Annotated in this window: 22 protein-coding genes; 12 read left to right on the forward strand and 10 right to left on the reverse strand. The window is 68.0% G+C overall.

The window, feature by feature from the left end; translation table 11 throughout:
- Positions 1–154 precede the first annotated feature (154 nt).
- Both ACWEKR_RS10130 and ACWEKR_RS10135 read right to left on the reverse strand, forming a co-directional pair.
- Positions 155–421 carry a hypothetical protein gene (locus ACWEKR_RS10130; protein WP_452354197.1) on the reverse strand — a complete coding sequence of 89 codons (267 nt, stop codon included), beginning with the start codon at positions 419–421 and terminating at the stop codon, positions 155–157.
- A 101-nt stretch (positions 422–522) separates the two neighbouring features.
- Positions 523–1,158, reverse strand: a complete 636-nt coding sequence (locus tag ACWEKR_RS10135; RefSeq protein WP_452354198.1) for a TetR/AcrR family transcriptional regulator — start codon at positions 1,156–1,158, stop codon at positions 523–525.
- A gap of 96 nt (positions 1,159–1,254) precedes the next feature.
- On the opposite strand from ACWEKR_RS10135, the gene ACWEKR_RS10140 reads away from it, so the two are divergent.
- From ACWEKR_RS10140 to fadD11, 6 genes are all read left to right on the forward strand, one after another.
- A complete protein-coding gene (locus ACWEKR_RS10140; protein ID WP_452354199.1) occupies positions 1,255–2,148 on the forward strand; it encodes a metal-dependent hydrolase in 894 nt (297 codons plus the stop codon).
- Positions 2,149–2,210: 62 nt separating this feature from the next.
- Positions 2,211–3,197 carry a PDR/VanB family oxidoreductase gene (locus ACWEKR_RS10145; protein WP_452354407.1) on the forward strand — a complete coding sequence of 329 codons (987 nt, stop codon included), beginning with the start codon at positions 2,211–2,213 and terminating at the stop codon, positions 3,195–3,197.
- Positions 3,198–3,256: 59 nt separating this feature from the next.
- Positions 3,257–4,759 (forward strand): aldehyde dehydrogenase family protein, encoded by a 1,503-nt coding sequence (locus ACWEKR_RS10150; RefSeq protein ID WP_452354200.1) that lies wholly within the window; start codon positions 3,257–3,259, stop codon positions 4,757–4,759.
- Entirely contained in the window at positions 4,756–6,222 is a 1,467-nt protein-coding gene (locus ACWEKR_RS10155) for a flavin-containing monooxygenase (protein WP_452354201.1), read from the forward strand. The genes ACWEKR_RS10150 and ACWEKR_RS10155 overlap by 4 nt, the downstream gene beginning before the upstream one ends.
- Positions 6,219–7,097 (forward strand): short-chain dehydrogenase/reductase, encoded by an 879-nt coding sequence (locus ACWEKR_RS10160; protein ID WP_452354202.1) that lies wholly within the window; start codon positions 6,219–6,221, stop codon positions 7,095–7,097. The genes ACWEKR_RS10155 and ACWEKR_RS10160 overlap by 4 nt, the downstream gene beginning before the upstream one ends.
- A gap of 62 nt (positions 7,098–7,159) precedes the next feature.
- Positions 7,160–8,992, forward strand: coding sequence for a fatty acid--CoA ligase FadD11 (gene fadD11 / locus ACWEKR_RS10165; RefSeq protein WP_452354203.1), 1,833 nt, complete (start codon positions 7,160–7,162; stop codon positions 8,990–8,992).
- A gap of 8 nt (positions 8,993–9,000) precedes the next feature.
- Here fadD11 and ACWEKR_RS10170 read toward each other — a convergent pair whose 3' ends face one another.
- Both ACWEKR_RS10170 and ACWEKR_RS10175 read right to left on the reverse strand, forming a co-directional pair.
- Positions 9,001–9,573, reverse strand: coding sequence for a GNAT family N-acetyltransferase (locus tag ACWEKR_RS10170; protein ID WP_452354204.1), 573 nt, complete (start codon positions 9,571–9,573; stop codon positions 9,001–9,003).
- Between the two features lie 96 nt (positions 9,574–9,669).
- The gene (locus tag ACWEKR_RS10175) at positions 9,670–9,885 is read right to left on the reverse strand and encodes a hypothetical protein (RefSeq protein ID WP_452354205.1); all 216 of its coding nucleotides are present in this window, start codon (positions 9,883–9,885) and stop codon (positions 9,670–9,672) included.
- Positions 9,886–10,621: 736 nt separating this feature from the next.
- On the opposite strand from ACWEKR_RS10175, the gene ACWEKR_RS10180 reads away from it, so the two are divergent.
- Positions 10,622–11,356, forward strand: coding sequence for a hypothetical protein (locus ACWEKR_RS10180; protein ID WP_452354206.1), 735 nt, complete (start codon positions 10,622–10,624; stop codon positions 11,354–11,356).
- Between the two features lie 94 nt (positions 11,357–11,450).
- Here ACWEKR_RS10180 and ACWEKR_RS10185 read toward each other — a convergent pair whose 3' ends face one another.
- The 3 genes from ACWEKR_RS10185 to ACWEKR_RS10195 form a co-directional block, all read right to left on the reverse strand.
- Positions 11,451–12,869 (reverse strand): phytoene desaturase family protein, encoded by a 1,419-nt coding sequence (locus tag ACWEKR_RS10185; protein WP_452354207.1) that lies wholly within the window; start codon positions 12,867–12,869, stop codon positions 11,451–11,453.
- A gap of 27 nt (positions 12,870–12,896) precedes the next feature.
- Positions 12,897–14,717, reverse strand: a complete 1,821-nt coding sequence (locus tag ACWEKR_RS10190) for a DUF3556 domain-containing protein (RefSeq protein WP_452354208.1) — start codon at positions 14,715–14,717, stop codon at positions 12,897–12,899.
- A gap of 99 nt (positions 14,718–14,816) precedes the next feature.
- Entirely contained in the window at positions 14,817–16,283 is a 1,467-nt protein-coding gene (locus ACWEKR_RS10195; protein WP_452354209.1) for a class I adenylate-forming enzyme family protein, read from the reverse strand.
- 170 nt (positions 16,284–16,453) lie between these two features.
- On the opposite strand from ACWEKR_RS10195, the gene ACWEKR_RS10200 reads away from it, so the two are divergent.
- From ACWEKR_RS10200 to ACWEKR_RS10215, 4 genes are all read left to right on the forward strand, one after another.
- The gene (locus ACWEKR_RS10200; protein WP_452354210.1) at positions 16,454–17,680 is read left to right on the forward strand and encodes a PucR family transcriptional regulator; all 1,227 of its coding nucleotides are present in this window, start codon (positions 16,454–16,456) and stop codon (positions 17,678–17,680) included.
- 157 nt (positions 17,681–17,837) lie between these two features.
- Positions 17,838–18,746: a TIGR04222 domain-containing membrane protein gene (locus ACWEKR_RS10205; protein ID WP_452354211.1), complete on the forward strand. Its 909-nt coding sequence runs from the start codon at positions 17,838–17,840 to the stop codon at positions 18,744–18,746.
- A 13-nt stretch (positions 18,747–18,759) separates the two neighbouring features.
- The gene (locus tag ACWEKR_RS10210) at positions 18,760–19,614 is read left to right on the forward strand and encodes a DUF692 domain-containing protein (RefSeq protein ID WP_452354408.1); all 855 of its coding nucleotides are present in this window, start codon (positions 18,760–18,762) and stop codon (positions 19,612–19,614) included.
- Entirely contained in the window at positions 19,611–19,991 is a 381-nt protein-coding gene (locus tag ACWEKR_RS10215; protein ID WP_452354212.1) for a hypothetical protein, read from the forward strand. Before ACWEKR_RS10210 ends, ACWEKR_RS10215 begins: the two co-directional genes overlap by 4 nt.
- A 21-nt stretch (positions 19,992–20,012) precedes the next feature.
- On the opposite strand, the gene ACWEKR_RS10220 is transcribed toward ACWEKR_RS10215, so the two are convergent.
- Positions 20,013–20,222, reverse strand: a complete 210-nt coding sequence (locus ACWEKR_RS10220; RefSeq protein WP_159840512.1) for a hypothetical protein — start codon at positions 20,220–20,222, stop codon at positions 20,013–20,015.
- Positions 20,223–20,377: 155 nt separating this feature from the next.
- Here ACWEKR_RS10220 and ACWEKR_RS10225 point away from each other — a divergent pair, with 155 nt between their 5' ends.
- The gene (locus ACWEKR_RS10225; RefSeq protein ID WP_452354213.1) at positions 20,378–20,878 is read left to right on the forward strand and encodes a metallophosphoesterase family protein; all 501 of its coding nucleotides are present in this window, start codon (positions 20,378–20,380) and stop codon (positions 20,876–20,878) included.
- A 106-nt stretch (positions 20,879–20,984) separates the two neighbouring features.
- On the opposite strand, the gene ACWEKR_RS10230 is transcribed toward ACWEKR_RS10225, so the two are convergent.
- Both ACWEKR_RS10230 and ACWEKR_RS10235 read right to left on the reverse strand, forming a co-directional pair.
- Positions 20,985–22,061, reverse strand: coding sequence for a mechanosensitive ion channel family protein (locus ACWEKR_RS10230; RefSeq protein ID WP_452354214.1), 1,077 nt, complete (start codon positions 22,059–22,061; stop codon positions 20,985–20,987).
- A 204-nt stretch (positions 22,062–22,265) separates the two neighbouring features.
- Positions 22,266–22,412, reverse strand: a complete 147-nt coding sequence (locus ACWEKR_RS10235; RefSeq protein ID WP_452354215.1) for a hypothetical protein — start codon at positions 22,410–22,412, stop codon at positions 22,266–22,268.
- Between the last annotated feature and the right edge of the window lie 65 nt (positions 22,413–22,477).

The raw sequence follows: 22,477 nt of genomic DNA on the forward strand, positions 1-22,477 counted from the left end.
AATCACGGAGATGCCGTGCGCCGCAGGCGCACCGAAGCATGCCGCCGACGAGGGCGTGGGACGGATTCGTCGGGGCGCTCGTCAACGGCACACCGATCCGGAATCCGCTGGACGTAGATATGCGGCCGAATTTGTGCCCGTGTTCCGACCGTTGCTAGTCCGTGGTGTGGGCGGTCAGGTCGTCGAGCAGAATCATGACCTCCCCTTCATGCTTCACCACCTGAGCGAGGCGGATCGTCAGAGCGACGACTTCGCCGTCGTCCACGGGATCGGCCGGTTCGTGTTGGAGACGCTGCCATTCGCCGGTCGCGGGGACGCTTCCCAGGACCAGTTCGCGCTCGCCCTGTCCGGTGCCACGCAGTCGCGCGGACACCCGGATCGACGCGTGCGGCGAACGCACCCACAGGTTCAGGGCGGCCAACCGCCCTGGGATCGGCAACGCCCGGCCGGGCTTGGTTACGAGGTCGACTTCGAGATCGTCGGTGGCCGATCGCGCACACGGCTTCCGCAGACCCTTCTGGATCAGCCCGTCACGGAATGCGGTCCGGCCACCACCGGCACCAGGTAAGTGCGCGCGAATTCTGCCAACTGCTCGTCGGTTTCGAGTTCGGTGAGCCCGTGGGGGGCGAGGATCAGCGAGTGGACGATCCGGCACACGATCTCCGCGCGGGTGTTCAGATCCGGTGCGGCGGTCGACAGGATTCCGCGCTCGACCGCACGCTGGAGCGCAGCGGCGGTGGTGTGGACGGACATCGCGAACGGAGCCGCGCCGTCGACGGTGAGTTTGAGGACCACGCGCGCCGGTTCCAGCGTCAGCATGCGTTCCACGAGCGGATTCGTGCGCCAGCGGGTGATGACGGTGACGAAGATGTCGGCGACGAGCTCACCGAGGTCGTCGTGGCGTTCGGCGATCTCGGTGATCTCGGCGAGCACCGCGGCCACCTCGCGACTGATCACGGCTTGCACCAGGTCGTCGCGGCCGCCGACGTGGCGATAGACCGTCACCCGGTCCACGCCCGCCTTCCTGGCGACCTCCTCGATCGTCGTCTTCTTCACGCCGACCTGCTCGAACAGCACCAGAGCCGCGTCCAGGATCCGGGTGACCGGGGTGCCGGCGACGTTTTCGCTGCTCGTGGTGGCCTTCGAGGCGGTGGGCATGGGCCAACGCTAGCAAAATCGAGCCCTTCTGCAACATTCGCTCCGAGTTGTTGCTGCAACATTGCAATACGATTTGTAGCTATGTATGGTCGGGGCATGGCTGAGCAGGAGGGCGCGACGCAGCGCCGGTATCGCGACGAAGCGCACGCCATCCATGCGCGCGACGTCCATTTCGACTTCGCTTCCGTGCCGATGCACTACGTGCCGGGCGAGGCTTTGGCCACGCACATCGTCAACGTGATGCACCTGGTGCTGCCCGAAGGGGAACGCGCGATGGCGCAGGCGTTGGCCGAAGCGCTGCCCCACATCGACGACGAGCGGTTGCGCGAGGAGGTGACGGGGTTCATCGGGCAGGAGACCATGCACGCGAACAGTCACGAAGCCGCGCGCAGGCATCTCCAGTCGATCGGCTTGGATGTCGACTCGTATGTCTCGAAGGTCGCCTGGCTCGTCGACCGCATCCTCGGCGATCACGGCTTGACCGGTCGGGCGCGGGAGGAATGGCTCAAGGAACGGCTCGGCCTGTTCGCGGGCATGGAGCACTACACCGCGGTACTCGGAGAATGGCTGCTCAACGCCGACATCCTCGAGGAAAAGGGCATGCACCCGGCGATGCTGGACCTGGTCCGGTGGCACGGCGCCGAAGAGGTGGAACACCGCAGCGTCGTCTACGACGCGTTCATGCATCTCGACGGCAGCTATGCGCGGAAAGCCCGCACGGCGATCCTGGCCAGCGCGACGTTGCTGCCACTGTTCATCGTCTCGACCGCCTATCTCTACCGAAAGGACCCGTCGACCGAGAAGGGCCGGTTCTGGGGACTGCAGTTCTGGAGCGCGACCCGGCGCGGCGTCATCCCGAAATGGACGGTCTTCTTCACCGAGATGCCGCGGTATCTGCGTCCCGGCTTTCATCCGTCTCAGCTGGGACCGATGGACAAGGCCCTGCGCTATCTCGCGCACTCACCGGCGGCGCGGGCGGCGCACCGGTGAACGGATCGCCCGCCCTCGAAGACCGCTCGGCGCCCGCGGGACTGCGGCTGATCGGCGATGTCATGGACATCTACCGGAAGGTGTTCGTCACCGGTCGGGCTGCCCCGCTCCTGTCCCGCCCGAACGCGGTGCGCCGCACCGGATTCGACTCGGACACCACGATCGCCGCGATCGATCGCGAAGCCGCCGACGTGGTGAGCCTCACGTTGCGCGCGGCCGGCGGCGGCCCGCTGCCCGCGTGGCGGCCGGGAGCGCACGTGGACGTCTTCCTGCCGTCCGGCCGTCAGCGCCAGTACTCGCTGTGCGGCGACCCGAGCGACCGGTTCCGGTATCGCATCGCGGTTCGCCTCATCCCCGGAGGAGGCGGCGGATCGCGCGAGATCCATCAATCGCTGCGGATCGGGGACCGCCTGCGGATTCGCGGGCCGCGCAACGCGTTCACTTTCGTCGACGCGCCGTCGTACTTGTTCCTGGCCGGTGGAATCGGGATCACGCCGATCATCCCGATGGTCGAAGCCGCGGGCACACGGGGACGTCTGGTGTACGTCGGCCGCTCGCGCGAGACCATGCCGTTTCTCACCGACCTGCCGGACGCCGACGTCAGGCCGGACGACGAATTCGGGCCGCCGGATGTCGCCGCGCTGCTGGCTCGCGCCGAACCCGGCGCGGCGGTGTACGTGTGCGGGCCGCCGCCGATGCTGGAGGCGGCGCAGCAGTGCCTGTTCGAACTCAACCCGACGGCCTCGTTGCACACCGAACGGTTCTCCGCCCTCCCGGTCGTCGCCGGCGCGGAATTCGATCTCACCTTGGCTCGCACCGGGACGACGATCCGGGTCGCGGCCGACGAAACGGCGCTCACCGCGATCCACCGCGAATTGCCTGACGTCGCCTATTCCTGCCGACAGGGTTTCTGCGGCACCTGCAAAGTCGCGGTCGTCTCGGGCGCCGTCGACCATCGCGACCGCGTACTCACCGCCGCCGAACGCGAGAACCAGATGCTGGTCTGCGTCTCCCGCGCCGCGAGCGAGCACCTCGTGGTCGACCTCTGAGACCGTCACACGAAAGGGACAGCGTTGTCTATCCGTTGCCGAACGAGCGAGCCGACCCGATGAGCGTCTCCACCAACCACCCCGCGCAGTCCGTGGTGTCGACATTCGAGGTGCACGATCCGGCCACCGGCGCGGTGGTCGGCACCTATCCGATCCACGATCGCCACGCCGTCGACACCACCGTCGCCGCCGCTCACGAGGCAGCGACCTGGTGGCGCGATCTCGGCTTCGCCGGTCGCGCCCGGCATCTGGACGGGTGGCGTGCCGAGATCGCCGCGGGCCGTGACGAACTGGCTCACCTCATCCACCGGGAGATGGGCAAACCGGTCTCCGACGCCAAACTCGAGATCGCCATGGCGCTCGAGCACTTGCGGTGGGCGGCACGCAATGCCGAGAAGGTGCTCGGCCGTCGCACCGTGCCGTCGAGCCTGCTGACGGTGAATCACGCGGCGACGGTCGAATACCTTCCCCTCGGGGTGGTCGGTGTCATCGGACCGTGGAACTACCCGGTGTTCACTCCGCTGGGCTCCATCTCGTTCGCGCTGGCCGCCGGGAACGCGGTGGTGTTCAAACCCAGCGAGTACACCCCCGGCGTCGGACTCTGGCTCGCCGAAGCGTTCACCCGCACCGCACCCGCCGAGCCGGTGCTGCAGGTGATCACCGGTCTCGGCGATACGGGCAACGCGTTGTGCCGCAGCGGCGTCGGCAAGATCGGGTTCACCGGGTCCACCACCACCGGCAAGCTCGTCCTGGCCGCGTGCGCGGAAAATCTCACGCCGGTGCTGATGGAGTGCGGCGGCAAGGACGCGCTGATCGTCGACGCGGACGCCGACCTCGACGCCGCTGCCGACGCGGCGGCGTGGGGCGGATTGTCCAACGCCGGACAGACCTGTCTGGCCGTGGAACGCGTCTACGTCCATGCCGAGGTCTACGACGAGTTTCTCGCGAAGCTGGTGGCGGCGGCGAGCCGGATCCGGGCCGGTGCCGCGGATTCGAAGATCGGGCCGATCACCATGCCGAAGCAGCTCTCCGTCATACGCCGCCACATCGAAGATGCTGTCGCGCGCGGCGCCCGCGCGGTGCTCGGCGGTCCGCACACGATCGATCGCCAGTTCGTCCAGCCGACCATTCTCGTCGACGTCCCCGAGGACGCGGCCGCGGTGACCGAGGAGACCTTCGGCCCCACCCTGACGGTCACCAAGGTCCGGGACATGGACGAGGCCGTCGAACTGGTGAACCGCTGCGCGTACGGGCTGGGCGGCACCGTCTTCGCCCGCCGCAACGGTCGCGCCATCGCCGACCGCATCCGTGCCGGCGGCACCTCGATCAACGCGTTCGTCGCACACGCCACCATTCCCGCTCTGCCGCTCGGCGGCGTGGGCGCATCCGGCTTCGGCCGTGTCCACGGGCCGGACGGGTTGAAGGAATTCACCTACGCCAAATCGACGACGCGGCAACTCTTTCCCTCGCCATTTCCCTTGACGTCGTTCCGGCGCGATCACCGTGTGGACGCGATCGTCGACCAACTCATCTCGGTTCTGCACGGAAGGAAGCGGCAGTGACGGACGATCGGATCGAGCACACGCCCATCGCCATCGTCGGCGCCGGCTTCGGCGGCATCGGCCTGGTTATCAAACTGCGCGAGGCCGGGTTCGACGACTTGGTCGTCCTCGAGCGAGCCGACGACCTGGGCGGCACGTGGCACGCCAACACCTATCCCGGGTGCGCCTGCGATGTGCCGTCCCACCTCTACAGCTACTCTTTCGCACCCAATCCCGACTGGTCGCGCACCTACGGGCGGCAGCGCGAGATCCTCGACTACATCCGCGCGGTGGCCACCGAACACGATGCGGTCCGGCATATCCGCTTCGGCGCCGAACTGCTGGACGCCCGATGGGACGAGCAGCGTTCGCTGTGGCGGATCGAGACCTCACGCGGTGCGCTCACCGCGGATTTCCTGCTCTCGGCCGCCGGGCTGTTCGCCGAGGCGAAATACCCGCAGCTGCCGGGCATCGACTCGTTCGCGGGCGCATCGTTCCACTCGCTGCACTGGGATCACGACCACGATCTGACCGGCGAGCGGGTCGCGGTGATCGGCACCGGCGCCTCGGCGGTGCAGTTCGTCCCGGAGATCCAGCCGAAGGTGGCGAAACTGTCGCTGTTCCAGCGATCGGCGCCGTGGATCGTCCCGCGCATGGATCGCCGCACCCTCGAGCTGGAGCGGCGGCTGCTACGACGTCTTCCCCTGGCGCAACGCGCGATCCGCGGCGGGTTCTACGCGGCGATCGAGACGTTCGGGCTCATCTCGCTGGTCGACCAGCGCTTCCGGCACCCCTACGAAGCGCTGGGCCGATGGCAGTTGCTGCGTCAAGTTCGCGATCGCGACCTGCGCGAGAAGCTCACGCCCGACTACGTCATCGGCTGCAAACGCGCCATCTTCTCCGACACCTACCTCCCGGCGCTCGATCAGCCGAACGTCGAGGTCGTCACCCAGCCCATCGCCGAGATCCGCCCGCACTCGATCGTGCTGCGCGACGGCAGCGAACATCCGGTGGACACCATCATCTTCGGCACCGGCTTCACCTCTATCCCGACCGCCTATGAACGTTACGCCGGACGGGGCGGGCGAACGCTGGCCCAGCTCTACCGCCGGCGACCGCAAAGCTATCTCGGTGTCGCGGTGGCCGGGTTCCCCAATTTCTTCTGCACGCTCGGCCCTTTCGGAGCCGCAGGAAACCAGTCCGCGATCTACATGATCGAATCCCAGATCGCCTACATCGTCGACGCCTTGCGCACCGCGCGCTCTTCCGGCGCTCGCCGCGTCGAGGTGCGCCCGGAAGCGCAGGAGGCTTTCGTCTCGGAGATGGCCCGACGCAGTTCGTCGACGGTGTGGCTCACCGGCGGATGCCGGAGCTACTACCAGACGCCCGACGGGCTCAATGCCGGTCTCTACCCGAACTGGAGCTTCGAATACCGGCAGCGCACCAGGCGATTCGACACCGCAGCCTACGAGGTCAGCCGATGATCAACGACATCATCACCCTCGGTCGAGGACGCCGCGGCTATTCGGTCGAGGGCCGGGTCGTGCTGATCACGGGCGCGGGCCGCGGGATCGGGCGCGAACTCGCCGCGGTCTTGCACCGGAAGCAGGCCTCGGTGGTTCTCGTCGACGTCGATCAGGACGCGGTCGATGCGGCGGCCGCGGCGCTGGGCGGGCGGACCCTGACCGTCGCCGCCGACGTCGCCGACCGCTCGGCGATGCGGATGGCCGTAGACCGGGCCGCCGAGCACTTCGGCCGCTTGGACGTGGTGGTGGCGAACGCGGGCGTGGTGCCGCGCCCCGCGACGGTGCGCACGCTCGACGGGCGGGACTTCGATCGCGTCATGAACATCAACCTCACCGGTGTGTTCAACACGGTGCGTCCCGCGCTCGACCATGTCGTCGCTGCCCATGGCCATGTCGTCGTGGTGTCCTCGTGTGCGGCGTTCGCACCCGGTATGGCGGGCGCACCGTACATGATCAGCAAAGCTGCGGTCGAACAACTGGGCCGGGCCCTGCGCGTGGAGCTGGCGCCCTTCGGCGCATCGGCCGGCATCGCCTATTTCGGCATCGTCGACACCCGCATGACGCACGACACCCTGGACCACGACGAACTCGGCCGTGAGCTGGACGAGCTGTTGCCCTGGCCGCTGAACGTGCGGATCTCGGCCGAGCAGGCGGCGCGGACGATCGCCGACGGCATCGAACGGCGCGCGGCGCGCACGATCGCACCGGCCGGCTGGGAGCCGTACGCGTTGCTGCGCGGCGCGGTCAACGTAGTGCTCGACAGCGCACTCACGCGCGACAACCGCGTACACGACTTGCTGCGCAGGGTCGAAGCTCGCACGACCTCGTCGTGACGTTCGCGCTCAGCCCGATCCGGCCACAGCACCCGCCACCTGATCCGAAAGGACCCACTCCCGTGAGCACTCGACGCTTCGATACCCTCCCCGCGGCTTTCCAGTACAACGCGACCGTCGATCCCGACGCGGTCGCACTCCGGACACCTGGGGACGCCGCCACCCTCACCTGGCGCGAATACGCGTCGCGGGTGCGGCGGATCGCCGGCGGGCTGGCGGGGCTGGGCGTGCGCCGTGGCGACACGGTGGCCTTGATGATGTCCAACCGCATCGAGTTCTATCCGCTCGAGGTCGGCGCGCAACACCTCGGCGCCACCAGCTTCTCGGTGTACAACACCGCAGCACCCGAGCAGATCGCCTACGTGCTCCGCAACGCCGGTGCGCGCGTGGCGATCTGCGAGCCTCGATTCGTCGAGCAGATCCGCGCGAGCGGAGTCGAACTCGACCACCTCATCTGTGTCGACGACGCGCCCGAGGGAACCTTGTCGGTCGCCGACGTCATCGCCGCAGGCGAAGCGAACTTCGACTTCGACGCCGCGTGGCGCGCGGTCGGGCCCGACGACGTCGCCACGCTGATCTACACGTCGGGAACCACGGGCAATCCCAAAGGAGTGGAGACGACGCACGCGAACCTGATGTTCGAGTGCTACGCCGTCGACCAAGTGCTGGGAATCCGGTTCGGCGACACCATCACCTCCTATATGCCCACCGCGCACATCGCCGACCGGCTCACCGCGCTGTACTTCCAGGAGGTCTTCGGCACGCAGATCACCTGCGTCGCCGATCCCACCCTGATCAGCGCCGCCTTGGCCGACCTGCGTCCCACCATCTGGGGCGCCGTGCCGCGCGTCTGGGAGAAATTCAAGGCGGCAATCGAATTCGCGGTCGCGAACGAACCCGCAGAGGACCGGAGGGCGGCGCTGCAGTGGGCGTTGGCGGTGGCCGCCCAACGCAGTGCGCATCAATTGCGCGGGCAGCCGGTCCCCGAATCGGTCGCGGACGAGTGGGCGCGCGCCGACCGACTCGTGCTGTCCGGCTTGCGTGCGAAGCTCGGGCTCGACCGCGTCCGCTGGGCGATGTCCGGCGCCGCGCCGATCCCGGCCGAAACGCTCGGCTTCTTCGCCGGCCTCGGCATCCCGATCGCCGAGATCTGGGGCATGTCCGAACTCACCTGCATCTGCAGCGTCAGCCACCCCGCCGACGCGAGGCTGGGCACCGTGGGCAAGCTGCTGCCCGGCATGCGGGCCCGGCTCGCCGACGACGGCGAACTCCATGTCCACGGCCCGTTGGTGATGAAAGGCTATCGCGGTGAGCCGGGCAAGACCGCCGAGGCCGTCGACCCCGAGGGCTGGCTGCGCACGGGCGATGTGATCACCATCGACGAGGACGGCTATCTCCGTGTCGTCGACCGCAAGAAGGAGCTGATCATCAACTCCGCGGGCAAGAACATGTCCCCCACCAACATCGAGAACGCGATCAAGGCGGCGGCACCGCTGGTCGGCGCCATCGCCGTGGTCGGCGACGGACGTCCCTACAACACCGCCCTCGTCGTCCTCGACGCCGAATCGGCCGGACCGTACGCCGCGCGCCACAACCTGGCCGACGCCTCGGCGGCGACCTTGTCGGCCGATCCGGATGTCATCGCCCAGGTCGCGGCGGGCATCGCCGCGGGCAACGCTCGACTCGCGCGGGTGGAGCAGGTCAAGCGGTTCCGCCTCTTGCCCACCTTCTGGGAGGCAGGTGGCGACGAAGTCACCCTCACCATGAAACTCAAGCGCCGGGTGATCGCCGAGAAGTACGCCACCGAAATCGCGGAGCTCTACCAGCCCGAGCGCCCCGCGGGTGTCTACGAACCCGCCGCCACCCCGGCGGCTTCCGTCGCGACAGCCGGCTGAACGCGCGATCAGCGCTGCTTGACCCAGAACATGCCGCGACCGGACTCCGCGGGCGCTCGTTTCTCCCGCGGCTCGATCCGATTCAGCCGGTAGCCGAGCCGCCGGGCGACCGCGGCACTGCGGACATTGGCCTCGTCACAGTGGATCTCGACACGGTCCACACCGGGCAACTCCAACGCGATCCGGGTCAAGGCGGCTGCGCTCCGGGTGATCACACCCCGACCGGTGTGCGTGGCGTGACACCAGTAGCCGATCTCCACCGCCCCCGGACCGAGCCGGTCGTGCAGGCCGATGGCGCCGAGCACGATGCCCGCGGTATCGAAGATGCCGTAGTTGAAGGCTCCGGCGGCGCTGGGCCAGCTCTCGTCCGTCTCCCGGCCGAACGCGCGCTGGCTGTCCAGGGTGGCGGGTTCGGGGAGCCAATCCATCCAGGGGTGGATGAGGTCGTACGACGCGTTGATCGCCTCCAGCCGCGGCCGCACATCCTCCGGACGCCACCGCCGCAACAGCAGGTCGTCCACCTCGATCCGTTCGGGTGGCCCGACGCCCGGCGCCAATGCGGAACACGATTCGATGTCCATACCGCTATGGTGGTGGCCCTGCGCCCGGCCGGGCAACGGATATATCCGGTGCCCGCGCTTTGTCACCTTCGCATCGGGGCTGTTCAGCGGTGGTGATCAAGCGCCACGAAGGCGGACCTCGGCGTCCAGCTCGGCGGCGGCTTCGGCCAGCGCGGTGGCGTCCGGATCGGCTCCGAGCCGGTCGGCCAGGTCGGCCCGCGAGAGGATCAGCATCCCGCGCGGCTCGGACCCGGCACCGGGTTCGATCTTCAGGTGTCCCTCCTCCAGCACCAAGCGCGCGTCCGGTTCGTCGGTGGCCAGCAATCGGCGCAAGTCGTCCTCCGTGACTCGACCGGCACCCTCTGTGCTGCGCGGCGTCGGGTCTGACGACCCGCTCGTCTTCTCAGCGTCCATGATGACCGATTGCCCTGGCGAACCCACGGGAAACCCGCCCGCACGGAAGACCGGAGCCGGTCTCCCGCGGACCAGCCTGATCAGGCGAGAGCGACGGGGCCCCAGCGCGGTGAGCTGCAGGCCGACCCGCGCGTCCCGTCCAGCGGCGGCCCCGTCGCCCGCAACGGGTCTACTGGAGACTGTTCGGTGATCTCCACGCGGACACCACTTGACCGAGCGAGTCCTCAGCGTTCACCGTCAACTCTTGAACCAGCCAGTGCGCCGGTCAGATGTCACCGCGCCGCACCCTCAGACCCCGGCCGCACCGCTGCAGTGGCGGTGGAACCCCGGCTGCCGGAACGAGCGTCACGGCACCTGAGACGGTCCCGGAGCCCTCTCCGGGACCGCCCGGCGTGCGCGGACGTGATGCGTAGACGTTCGTCGGACCGGGTCGACACGATCACCGCGTCGAAGACCCGCCGCGACCGGCGCGAGCGGCTGCCATCGCGAAGTGGAGCGAAGGCTCCGGACCACCTGTCGTGCCCGCCGACGTAATCGGCAGAGCTTTGCCTGCACTGGGGACACCTGGTGGTGCCGTGCTCGGCGATACTGCGCCTATACGCAATGCTGGAGCGCCTGCACGAGCTGATATCGAAAACGAATCGGGAGAACGACATTGGCGAAGCTACACCGGCCCGGGCGCCCCGACGATCTGCCGGATGCGCGATTGCTGTGGGCGCGGTGGGCGGCCGTAGCGGTCGCTACCTACGATCGCGACGAGGAGCGCGAGCCGCAGCAGCATCGTTCGGGATACTGGATCGACGACGACGGCCTGCACTGGGACGACTGCGGTTGTACCTGGTGGGTATTGAAGTGGTTCGGCGACGGCCGCGCAGTGCTCGTCGGAGAGGACGAATCGAGCAAGGTCAAGTGGTACGAGCCCGCGATCGACCTGCTGGCCGGGGCGCCGGAATGGTTACCGCGGCACTACCTGCAGGAGCTGATCGATGACTACATGGTCGGCTGTATCTACTGGTTCGACGAGGGTGCCTGGCGCCGTGCGCCCTACCCCGACGATCTGGCCGACGACGGGCTCGATTGTGGCATTTCGGCGTTGACGACCCGGGCAGGTGCCGTCGGCGAGATCGCCGAACGACTGGAGTTCGACAACACCGATACCGGAATGCCGGAGCTGTGTGAACAACTGATCGGCGACGCCGAGCGTGGCGCTCTCACCGAGACCGGGCTTCGATCCTTCGCCGAGGCGATGGTGCGGTTGAAGGCGCAGCACTACCCCGAGGTCGATCCCCGACCACGCACCGACAACGACCTCGCCGCCATGTTCGCACTGGCCGCGCGTGCCGGTCTCGACACAGCTGCCCGGCCCGGCACGCTCGGCATCCGAAACTGAACCGGACGGCCCTCGGCCAGGCGGCGCGTAGATACTCACCCCGAGAACAGTGCCGCCACAAGAGGCCTGGGCGGCAAAGGCCACACCGAGACGACTATCCGATACCCGAGCGCCGTAGAGCCCGCTGCGCGGCGTTCGCGCCGCACATGCCGTGCGCCCCCGGACCCGGCGGCGTTGCGGCCGAGCAGAGGTAGTGGCCCGGTACGCCGACGTCATAGGGCTGCATGGTCACGCGAGGGCCGAACAGCAACTGGGGGATGTCTTTCGCGCCGGTCATGATGTTGCCGCCGACGTAGTTCGGGTTGTATTCGGCGAACCCCGCCGCGGTGCGCGCGCTCGTCCCGACTATGCGGTCGCGGAATCCCGGAGCGAAGCGTTCGATCTGGGCGGTGATCTCCGCTGTCGCATCGCCGCGATATCCGTACGGGACGTGGGCGTATGCCCAGATCGGGTGGATGTCGCCGACCGATCGCTGCGGATCGGCGAGGTACTGCTGACCGACCAGCACGAAGGGACGTTCGGGCATACGGCCGCGGTGGACGTCACGTTCGGTCGCGGCGATCTCGGCGAATGCGCCGCCCAGATGCACCGTCCCCGCCCGGCGGGCTGCCTCCGCCGTCCACGGCACTCCGCCGCGCACGGCGAAGTCGACTTTGCAGGCGCCGGGACCGTAACGAAATCTTCTGTAGGACTTACTGATTCGGGGAGGCAGGTGATCGCCCATGATCTCCGCGACCGCGGTGGGCGCCAAGTCCCACATCGTCACATCCGCCGTCGGCAGATCGGACACCGACCGCACGCGAACGCCCGTTTCGATCTTGCCGCCCAGGTCACCGAGGGCCGCCGCCATGGCTTCGGTGATTCGTCGCGATCCACCGGCGGCGACCGCCCAACCGTAGGTGTGGCCTGCGGTGAGGATGCCGAGGCCGATACTCGCGCTGAGCGGTCGGTGCAACGGATGAAACGCATGAGCCGCGACGCCGCCGAACAGCGCCCTGGCCTGCTCGGTCCGAAACAGTCCGGCCAGCAGCGCGGCCGGGGCGAGGGCAGGAATCCCGAAGCGGGCCAGAGAGATCGGATGGCGTGGCACGCGCAGCAGCGGCCGCATGATGTCACCGCTCATCCGCTCGTAACCCGCGGCCGTACGCTCGAACAGCAGCCGCCACACTCGGCCGTCGCTGCCGAGACCGGCGGCGGTCTCCGCGACCGAGCGCAGCAGCACGCCCGCGGTGCCGTCGTCGAGCGGATGGGCGCAGTCGATCTCCGGCCACGCCCAGGACAATCCGTACCGTGTCAGGTCGACCTCGCGCAGGAACGGAGAACCGACCGCCATCGGATGGATGGCCGAGCAGTGGTCGTGCAGCAGGCCGGGCACGATCGCCTCGCCGGTGCGGGTGCCGCCGCCGATCTCGTCGGCGGCCTCCAGCACGGTGACGTCCGATCCGGCTCGGGCCAGAGTGATCGCCGCGGCCAAGCCGTTGGGGCCGCTGCCGACCACCACTGCGGTACTCATGTCGCTCTCCTGTCCTTACCGTATGTCTCAGCCGACGGTTTGCGGGGCCAGCACCCGGTCCGATTCGTCCGGCAGCATCGGCACCGTGTAGCCCGCGCGCCGCCACGTCACCTCGTGCGGGATCGGGCCGTCGGGCAGCCACGGTTGCGTCTCGACGGCGTCGCGCACACGCCAGGTGCCGCGTTCGACGACACCCAGCGCCGCGTCGATCACCTGATACTGCTGGACGCCGCGGTGGATGGGCTGGGATTCCACCCACACCACGATCCATTCGCCCGGCGCGAACCCGACCCGGGATTGCACCGCGTTCACCAGATCCAGATTGTGCAGGTGACCGTCGCCGAAGTTGAAGCCGATCAGCGAGTTGCAGCCGAATTCCGCTTCCCGCACGGTCCACCGATCGATGTCGGGCAGGAGCTTGTACAGCAACGAGAACAGTCCGCGTCCCTGGCTGTGCATCGAGCGCCACGCGATCGTCTGCTGCATGGTGATCTCCGCGACCGCGGGCGGGTAGCCCATAGCCTTCAGCTGGTCGATCTGGTTCATCGTGGGCCGGTGCTCGATGGTGTTGAGCTTCTCCTCCGCACCGGGCGCGAAGGCCCACAGGGCCGACGCCCAGTTGCCGGCGTACTGGCGCATCGACGGCAGGAAAGACACCAGATCAGGGCGCAGGTTCCCCAGGACCGGGAAGAACAGCAGCGCCGCGACAATCGCTGCAGCCAGCCACGGTGAGGAGATGTCACCGAGGCCGTAGCCGGCTTGGTTGGGGAAGCCCAGGAACAGGAAGACGGTCAGGTAGGCGAACAGGACGTTCCATTCCAACGGCACCGCGAGCGGGAACGTCGAGGTGATGAACGCGTGGAAGATCACCATCAGCACCACACCCGCCAGCGTCAGCCAGTGGTTGGTGGACAACAGCAGCACCAGCGGCGTGACGATCTCGACGGCGGTGCCGCCGACATGGGCCAGGAACGAGGCGACCTTCGACGGACGCAGGTCCCGGGGGAAGTCACGGTAGTGCAACCGCTTGACCCACTTGGCGGGCACGCCCGGGCTGTTGGAGACCATCGGCCCAACCACGTTGGTGAAGTGCCGCCCGAACTTCGACACACCCGCTCCGATCCACACCGCACAGATCAGCAGCTTGGCGGCGATGATCATGTCGACGAACGGCAAGACCGCGAAGAACACCAGTGCGGGCAGGTACTGCTCGCCGCGCGCGGTGAGGAAGATCGTCTTGTCCCGCAGGCCGCACAGGATGTACAGCGTGATCGGGGCGATCAACAGCGCGGGATTTACCAGGCCGGAGGTATTGCCCGGCAATACCGCGCTGAGTGAAGCGCTCGGTACACCGGGTAGCACGATCGCCACCAGCAACGTCGCCAGGAACGCCAGATACAGCAGCACGTCGAAGACCGTGCGCGTGTCGCCGCCCGTGAACGGGACCCGCCCCCAAGGACGCAGGCGGATCGTGCCGGGGCGTGCGTAGAACAGGATTCCGCCGGTCATCGGCTTGAATTTGCCCGCGAGCGGCCCCCACGACCCGGCGATCCCGAGCGCCTCGATCAAGACGGTCCACAACACCAACTTCTGATAGACGATCGGCTCGTTCCACCACCCCGCGACGTCCCAGAACGGGCCGACGCCGGAACTCCAGGTCGCCAGGGCGACCCCGGCGAGCACCGAGACCAGCAGAACCTTGAGCAGATAAATCGTGTGGATCATCCGCGGCGAGCCGAAGCCGTATTCGACCCAGTGCAGAGCGAGTGTTCTCATCCGCTCCCGCAACGGCTGGTCGAGGAATGTCGTCTCGTCGACGGGCGGGAAATCCGCTGTTTTGAATCCCATTGTTCGGACCTTTCTCATCCGATGAATCGAGCGCATGCGAGGACCCGGCCGAATTCGGTTCGGATCATTGAGTTCCGCTCTCCGCCGAGCGGATTGCTGCTATGCCGTGGTGACCGCGTCGGCGACCAGCTCGCGGAGCTTTCGTTTGTCGATCTTGCCGACCGGATTCCGTGGCAGCGCGTCGGTGATTCCGATCGATACCGGCACCTTCGCGCGGGACAGAGATATCCGGCAATGCTCGACGAGATCCGCGGCATCGACATGCGTGCCGGGCATGGTCACCACCTGGGCGACAGGGACCTCACCGAGCACCGGGTCGGGGGCGCCGACCACCGCGGCCTCCAAGACGGCGGGATGGGCGTGCAGGACGTTCTCGATCTCCTTGGGATAGATGTTCTCCCCGCCTCGCAGGATCATGTCTTTGATGCGATCGACCAGGACCAGGTATCCGTCCGAATCGAAGTAGCCGACATCGCCGGTGTGCAGCCAGCCGTCGACCACCGTTCGCGCGGTCGCCTCGGGCCTGCCGAGATACCCGCGCATGACGTTGGCGCCCCGGATGACCACTTCTCCTCGCGTCCCGGCGGTCACGACTCGGCCGTCGGCATCCACGATCGCTACGGCTTGCCCTGGCAGCGGCCGCCCGACCGTACCCGGCTTCCGCGGTCCCTCCGGCGGATTGAGCGTCGAGGCGCAGGTGCCTTCCGACAATCCGTAACCTTCGACGATCGGCACCCCGAAACGCGTTTCGAATCGCGCGATCAGTTCCGCGGGCATGGGCGCGGCCCCGCAGATCGCGCGGCGTAGCGACGAGGTGTCCGGCGCCGCGTTCTCGGACTGCGCGACGAGCATCGCGTAGATCGCGGGCACGGCCGAGAAATAGGTCGGCCGAACTTGTTCCACGATGCCGAAGAACCCCGAAGCCGAGAATCGGCCCGCGATCGTGGCGCGGCCCCCGGCGAGCAGCGGTGACAGGACACCGACCACGATGCCGTTGACGTGGAACAGCGGCAGAACCAGCAGGCTGTGGTCGGTGTCGTCCAACCGCAGAGCTTCGACGAGCATCTCGCACATCGCGGCGATGTTGGCGTGGTCGAGAACCACCCCCTTCGGCTGCCCGGTGGTGCCGCTGGTGTAGATGATCAGCGCCGCGGCGCCGGGATCCACCGGCAACGGTTCGGGCCCGCCGGTTTCCGGGCCGGGCCCGGCCACCTCGGTGACATCCAGCGTTCCCGCTGCGCGTCCGTCTTCGGTCACGACCACCTTCGCCCGGCAGTCATCGATCTGATAGCGCACCTCCTCGGACGTCGAATCCGGCTTCACGGGGGTGACCGCGGCGCCGAGCCGCCACGCGGCGAAAAGAATGACGACGAATTCGAGTCGGTTCCGCAAGACGACAGCGACGACATCGCCCTCGCGAACTCCATTGACGTACAGGACGGCCGCGGCCCTGCGTACTCTTCTCGCGAAATTCTCATTATCGAGCTGATCGCGGTCGTCCGCGATACAGGGATCGGACGGGTTCCATGCCGCCCGGACCTCCGGAATTTCCACAACGTGCTGCATTCATACCCTCGACTGCTGGTGGGTGACTGGAATTACATTCCACGGTAGGTTCGGTGCCAGGCCACAGCTACGGGCCCGCATCCCAGAGTTTTCGTGCCGCTTTGTACTACCGGCACAACAGGTTGGGGAATGCCTCCGAGTCGTCGCACCGATTCCGGTACGGTCCGGACATGAGCGTTGACGTGGACAGAACCATCCGCGATGTCGCCGGACGCGTCAAAGCCGATCTCGACCGCTTGATCGCCGAGATGACCGCTATGTTTGTCGAAGTCATCCCCGAATTCCGGCACGACGACGAGGTGCGGCGGCTGATGGTCGCCAGCACCGCGTCCAACGTCACCGCGATCCTCGACATGCTCACACTAGGGATCTCTCGCGACGACATCACCGTGCCGCCCGCCGCCGCCGAATACGCTCGACGCTTCGCCCAGCACGGGATGTCGCTGGAGGCCCTCCTGCGCGCGTACCGCCTCGGCGAACACACGTTCATGCAGCGGACCATCGCCGTACTCCGGCACTCGGAGGCCTCCGCCGACCTGGCCCTGGAGACCACCAGCCGGGTCGGCCTGCTGGTCAACAGCTATATCGACCAGGTCATCGAGGGTGTCATCGACATCTACGAAAGCGAACGCCGTCGCTGGGACGCGCGCTCGGACAACACCCGCGCGGCCCAGATCCGCGCCGTGCTCGACACCGAAAACCTCGACCTCGCCTCGGCGGAACAAATGCTGGCCGCCTCATTGCGGGGATGGCACGTGGCCGCGATCGTCTGGGTGCGCGAACCCGTCACGTCATCGATCGACTCGGTGCGAGCGGGAGTCTCGATGCTGCAGGCCGCGACCGGGAAGCATCCGCTGACGGTGCTGGTGGACGAGCAGAACTGCTGGGCCTGGATCTCCTCCATCGGGCGGCCGTCGCTGGATGCCGATCGCCTGGAACGAGACCTGGCCCGCCGCCCGGAACTCCGCGTCGCGATCGGCGACCCCGGCGCCGGACTGGCCGGCTTCCGGCAGACCTTCCGCGATGCCCAGCGCGCCCGCAACCTGGCGTTGACCGCCGATCCCACCCGCGCGCTGACCTTGCACTCCCGCGTGGCATTGGCGAGTCTGCTCGTCGACCGTCTGCCCGATACGAAAGCGTGGGTGCGCCGGGTACTCGGCGACCTCATGCGCGGCGACGAGACCACCGCGCGTCTTCGTGAGACGGTGCAGACCTACCTCGAAGCCCGCGGCAGCCTCACCGACGCCGCGGCGCGCATGCATGTGCACAAGAACACCGTCCACTACCGGATACGCAGAGCCGAAGAGGTACTCGGTCATCCGTTGACGGTGAACCGGCTGGAGACCGAAGTCGCCTTGATGGTCTCCGAACAGCTGGGCCTCGACCGGATGGAGTGAACCCGCCCGGCGGTGACCGCCGCATCCGGCCGGTCATTTTCCGGCGCCCGGAGAGGCGACACGCTGCGGCATGTGCGCGCCACGGCGATTCGTCATGGCGTGCGAAGCTTCGCGGCCCGATACTGAGGGCAAGTTGGGACCGATTCCGAGGTGGAAGATGAATGTGATCGGGGTGGGCTCGGACGGGCTTGTCGCGGCCGGTGAGACTTGGGGTATCTCCGGGCCGGAATTCCTGGCGATATACCTGCCGGTCGTGCTCATGGCGGTAGTGGCCGGAATCTGGCTGCGCGTACGGGTCACGGGCGCCGACCCGGAGGCAGACGCGGTCGCGGCGCCGGGCGCGGAACTGACCTCACCCGAAGTGGGGATGCTCTTCGGCGACCAGAACGCCGCACTGGCGGCGATGGCACGGCTGCGCGCTGTCGACGCGATCGATTCGGGCGCCGCGCCGGTCCGCGCCCTCACAGCGCAGGAGCGCGGACAGCTGGATCCATTCACCGTGTCGGTGTACGACCGTCTGTCGGCCGGTCAGCGCAAGACCGTTGTCGGCGGATCGTCGGCCACCCTCGAGGCGCTGCGTACCAGAATGATCGACCTCGGTTACTTCCCCGGACCCACCGTGCGCCACGGATTGCGCGACGCGGGCATGCCGCTGCTGGTCACCGGCGCGCTCGGCGTGGTGCGCATCATCGCGGGCGCCTCGCACGGAAACCCGGTCGGCCTGCTGGTGGTGCTGGTGATCGCGCAAGCGGTCGCCTACTGGTTGGTGGTGCGTAAACCGCGGCTCACCGCGCTGGGCGTCCGCGCTCGCAACGCCGCCGACGAGCGCAATCGTCATCTGCGCCCGAGCAATTCCCCGTCTTTCGCCACCTACGGCGCCGAGAGCGCGGCGATCGCGGCCGCCGTGTTCGGCATCGGCGCGCTCAGCGCGCTGGATCCCGGCCTCGCCCAGGCCGTGGTACCGCCGAGCGGGTCGAGCGGCGGCGGGGACGGTGGCGGCGACAGCGGTGGTGGTGGTGGTGGCTGCGGCGGGGGTGGTGGAGGCTGTGGTGGTTGCGGCGGCTGAACGGTCCGGGCCGCTGCCCGAGGATGCGCTCGGGATCGGCTGGCGACCGGAGATCTGCGGGTTGATAGCTGCTTTGGACGGGCTGGCATTCTGCGAGGTCATCGCCGAGTCGTTGCTCCAGGATCCCCACCGGGCCGGGCAGCTGATCGTCCCCGAGGAACTGACCGCTCTGCGTGCGCGAGGCGTGGCCGTGGTGCCGCACGGCATCGGGCTGTCACTCGGCGGCGCGGAGCCGGTCGCGGACCAGCGCGTCGAGCACTTGGCGGCGTGCGCGGCGGCCGTCGCGGCTCCACTGGTGAGTGAGCACATCGCTTTCGTCCGCGCGGGCGGCTTGGAAGCGGGTCACCTTCTGCCGGTCCCGCGCACCCGCGAAGCGCTCGACGCGCTGACCCGCAATATCGCCCGAACACGCGCGGCGCTGGATTTCCCCCTCGCGGTGGAGAACATCGCGACACTGTTCGACTGGCCCGACGACGAATACACCGAAGCGGAATTCCTCGCCGAACTCGTCGAGCGTACCGGTGTCTCGCTTCTGCTGGATCTCGCCAACGTCTACGCGAACGCTCGCAACCGAGGTCTCGACCCACTCACCGAGCTGCTGCGCCTGCCCGCCGAGCGCGTCGCCTACTGTCATGTCGCGGGCGGTCACGAAGCCGGTGGCCGCTACCACGACACGCACACCGATCCGCTTCCAGCGGAGGTGCTCGCCCTTGTCGCGGAGTTCACCGCGCGGCGCCGCGCGCCGATGATGCTGGAGCGTGACGGCAACTATCCGCCCGCGGCCGAGCTGCTCGACGAGCTGGACGCCATCGCGGCGGCCGCGGCCCGGCCGCCGATCACCATCCGGGCCAGGGCGGTGGTGCCATGAGCGCCGGATCCGGACCGGCACCGACGTCCGGTGCCACCCTGGCCGAGCGACAGGCAGCACTGGTGCGAGCGCTGGTCGCCGGAGCCGCCACACCCGCGGGTTTCGATGTGGACGCCGTCGCAGCGGCGGCCCAGGCATTGCGGCACAAGCGGGCCCATGAGGTGGCTCGGCGCTTCCCGCTGCTGGTGCACGCGTGCGACGGCGATTTCACCGCACGCTTCATGGCGTGGGCCCGCGAGCATCCGAAGACGACGACCGCCGCTGACGCGGCAGCTTTCGCGGCCGCCGAAGGTATCGACTGGAACGCCGCACCGCAGCGACGGGGGATCACCCGCTTGTTCCGCCGACGTCGCGCCGCAGGCCGCAGCGTCCGCTGAGAGCCGAACCTCGGCGGCGGCTCAGGGGCGGCGCGCTTCGACAGGCATCGCGGAGTCGCCGGCGTCGCGCCGATCCTCGAGCCACACACTGACCGCCACCGTCGCATACGCAGCGACGGTCGCCATCCCCGGCAGCATCAGCATGAGCATGAGAAAAGAAAGCATGGAAAGCCCTCCCGGACAACGCGATGGAAACTGTCGCACCGGTGCGCCGCGCTGCGTCACCGTCACGCCCGGGCATACCCACGACCGGAGGTCCAATCTCGACCGAGCCGGCGAGTCGATGTGATTGATCTCACTCTTTTATCAGGCCACGCCGTTCGCGGTTCGCGGGAGATAATCCGCCGCTGACGCCGCATCCCGGCTGAAGTGGTACACCGGTCACCATGCGGTTGCTCATCATCTCCGATACGCACGTGCCCAAGCGTGCGCGGGACCTCCCGGAGCCGCTCTGGCGTGAGGTCGACGTGGCCGACGTGGTCGTGCACGCGGGCGACTGGGTGGAGGCCGCGCTACTGGATCGGCTCGAAGCGCGCAGCGCGCGCCTGATCGGCGTCTACGGCAACAACGACGGTCTACAACTGCGGGCCCGGCTGCCCGAGGTCGCCCACGCCGAACTCGACGGGCTCAGGCTGGCGGTGGTGCACGAGACCGGCCCCGCGAAAGGGCGGGAGCAGCGCTGCGCCCGAGATTTCCCGGACACCGATCTGCTCGTGTTCGGGCACAGTCACATCCCCTGGGACAGCGTCACCGACAGCGGATTGCGCCTGCTCAACCCCGGCTCGCCGACAGATCGACGCCGCCAGCCGGAGCACACCTATCTCACGGCGCGCATCGAGTCGGGTCGATTGAGCGGGGTGACTCTGCATACCGTGCCGAAAAACTGACCGGGACCCGGCACACTCCCTGTTCCCGCACCGGCCACAACCGCTGTCGGAGGCAGCGCCAATCCGCTAGGCGCGCGAGACGCCACCTGTGAGCCTGTCCTGCGGGTCAGTCGCCGCGATCGCCCGCCAGCGCCATGTGGTCGCCGATGGCGGAGTCGGTGATCGCGGTGGAGATCTTCGGCAGGGCGTACGGATGGTTGCGGCCGAGCCAGTCGAGCATCTCCTCGCGGACCGCGCAGCGCAGGTTCCACACGTCGTCGGCATTGGCGGCCGACATCGTCGCGCGCACCACGATATTCGTCGGCGTGCTGTCGGTGACCTGCAAACTCCAATCGCGACCGTCCCAGTCCGCGCGCGTGCGCAGATACTCCTGCAAATGCTCGCGCAGCAGCGGCACCGGCGTGCTGTGATCCAGGTAGAGGTAGACGGTGCCGGTGATCTGCGGTCCACCGCGCGACCAGTTCTCATACGGCTTGTTGTTGAAGTAGGAGACCGGCATGGTCAGCCTCCGGTCGTCCCAGATCCGCACCGTGAGGAAGGCGAGGGTGATCTCTTCGACGATGCCCCACTCCCCCTCCACGACGACGGTGTCCCCGATCTTCACCGAGTCGCCGAAGGCGATCTGCAAACCGGCGATCAGGTTGCTCAAGGTCGACTGCGCGGCGACACCGGCGATGATGCCGATCACGCCTGCGGAGGCGAGCAGGGAGGTGCCCAGGGTCCGCAGACTCGGAACGAGCAACAGAATCACCACCGCGGCGGTCGTCACCACCAGGACAGAGGTGATGATCCGGCGGACCAGGCCGAGCTGGGTACGCAATTGCCGCACCCGTGTGATGTCCTGGGTGCGCCGAGCGTAGGAGCGCAGCGTGTTCTCCGCGACCGCGTCGGCGGCACGGATGACCACCCATGCCGCCGACATGATCGCCGCCGTGGCCAGAACGGTGCGGATCATCGCGTCCTGGCGCAGGTCGAGATGCGCCAGCGGGTAGGTGGCATGCAACGCCAACGCGCCCAGCAGGACTTGCAGGGGCAATTGAACCCGGCGCAACAGTGTGGGGAGTTGGTTGCCCGGCCGTCTGCGAGCAGCGAAACGCAATGATCGATCGATCAGCAAACCGGCCGTCACGGTGAGCGCCACCGTGCCGAACACGACGATGAGCGGCCGTAGTACTTCCTCCAACAGAGCGAACTCCTTTTCCTCATCCACCCGGCCTCTCGCGCTGCCGCGGACTTCTGCCCTCCGGGCAACGCGAGGAGACCTCCGAGCGATCGATGCGGCTCGGCTTCCGTACAGGGTGGGTCGAGCTTCGGTGCCGGCTTCGGCGCAGCGGCGTTCAGCCGCGGACGTTCCGCGCCGAGCCGTCACCCGGCCAAGGCGGTGTTCCTACAGCAGTGCCAGTGCGATGCTCAGCACGGTCACCATCAAGACCCATGCCGCGACGGTCCATTCGATGGGCCCTTCGGAGCCGGAACAACCGCTGTGGTTGCGTCGGGCGGCGCGATACTGCGAGCGCGAGGCCGAAACGGACATGACATCCTCCTTCGGTCGGTTGCGTCATTCAGCGCATACCCGCTCGAGCCGTCGATCGTCGCCAC

The organism is Nocardia sp. NPDC004573, from assembly GCF_053602135.1.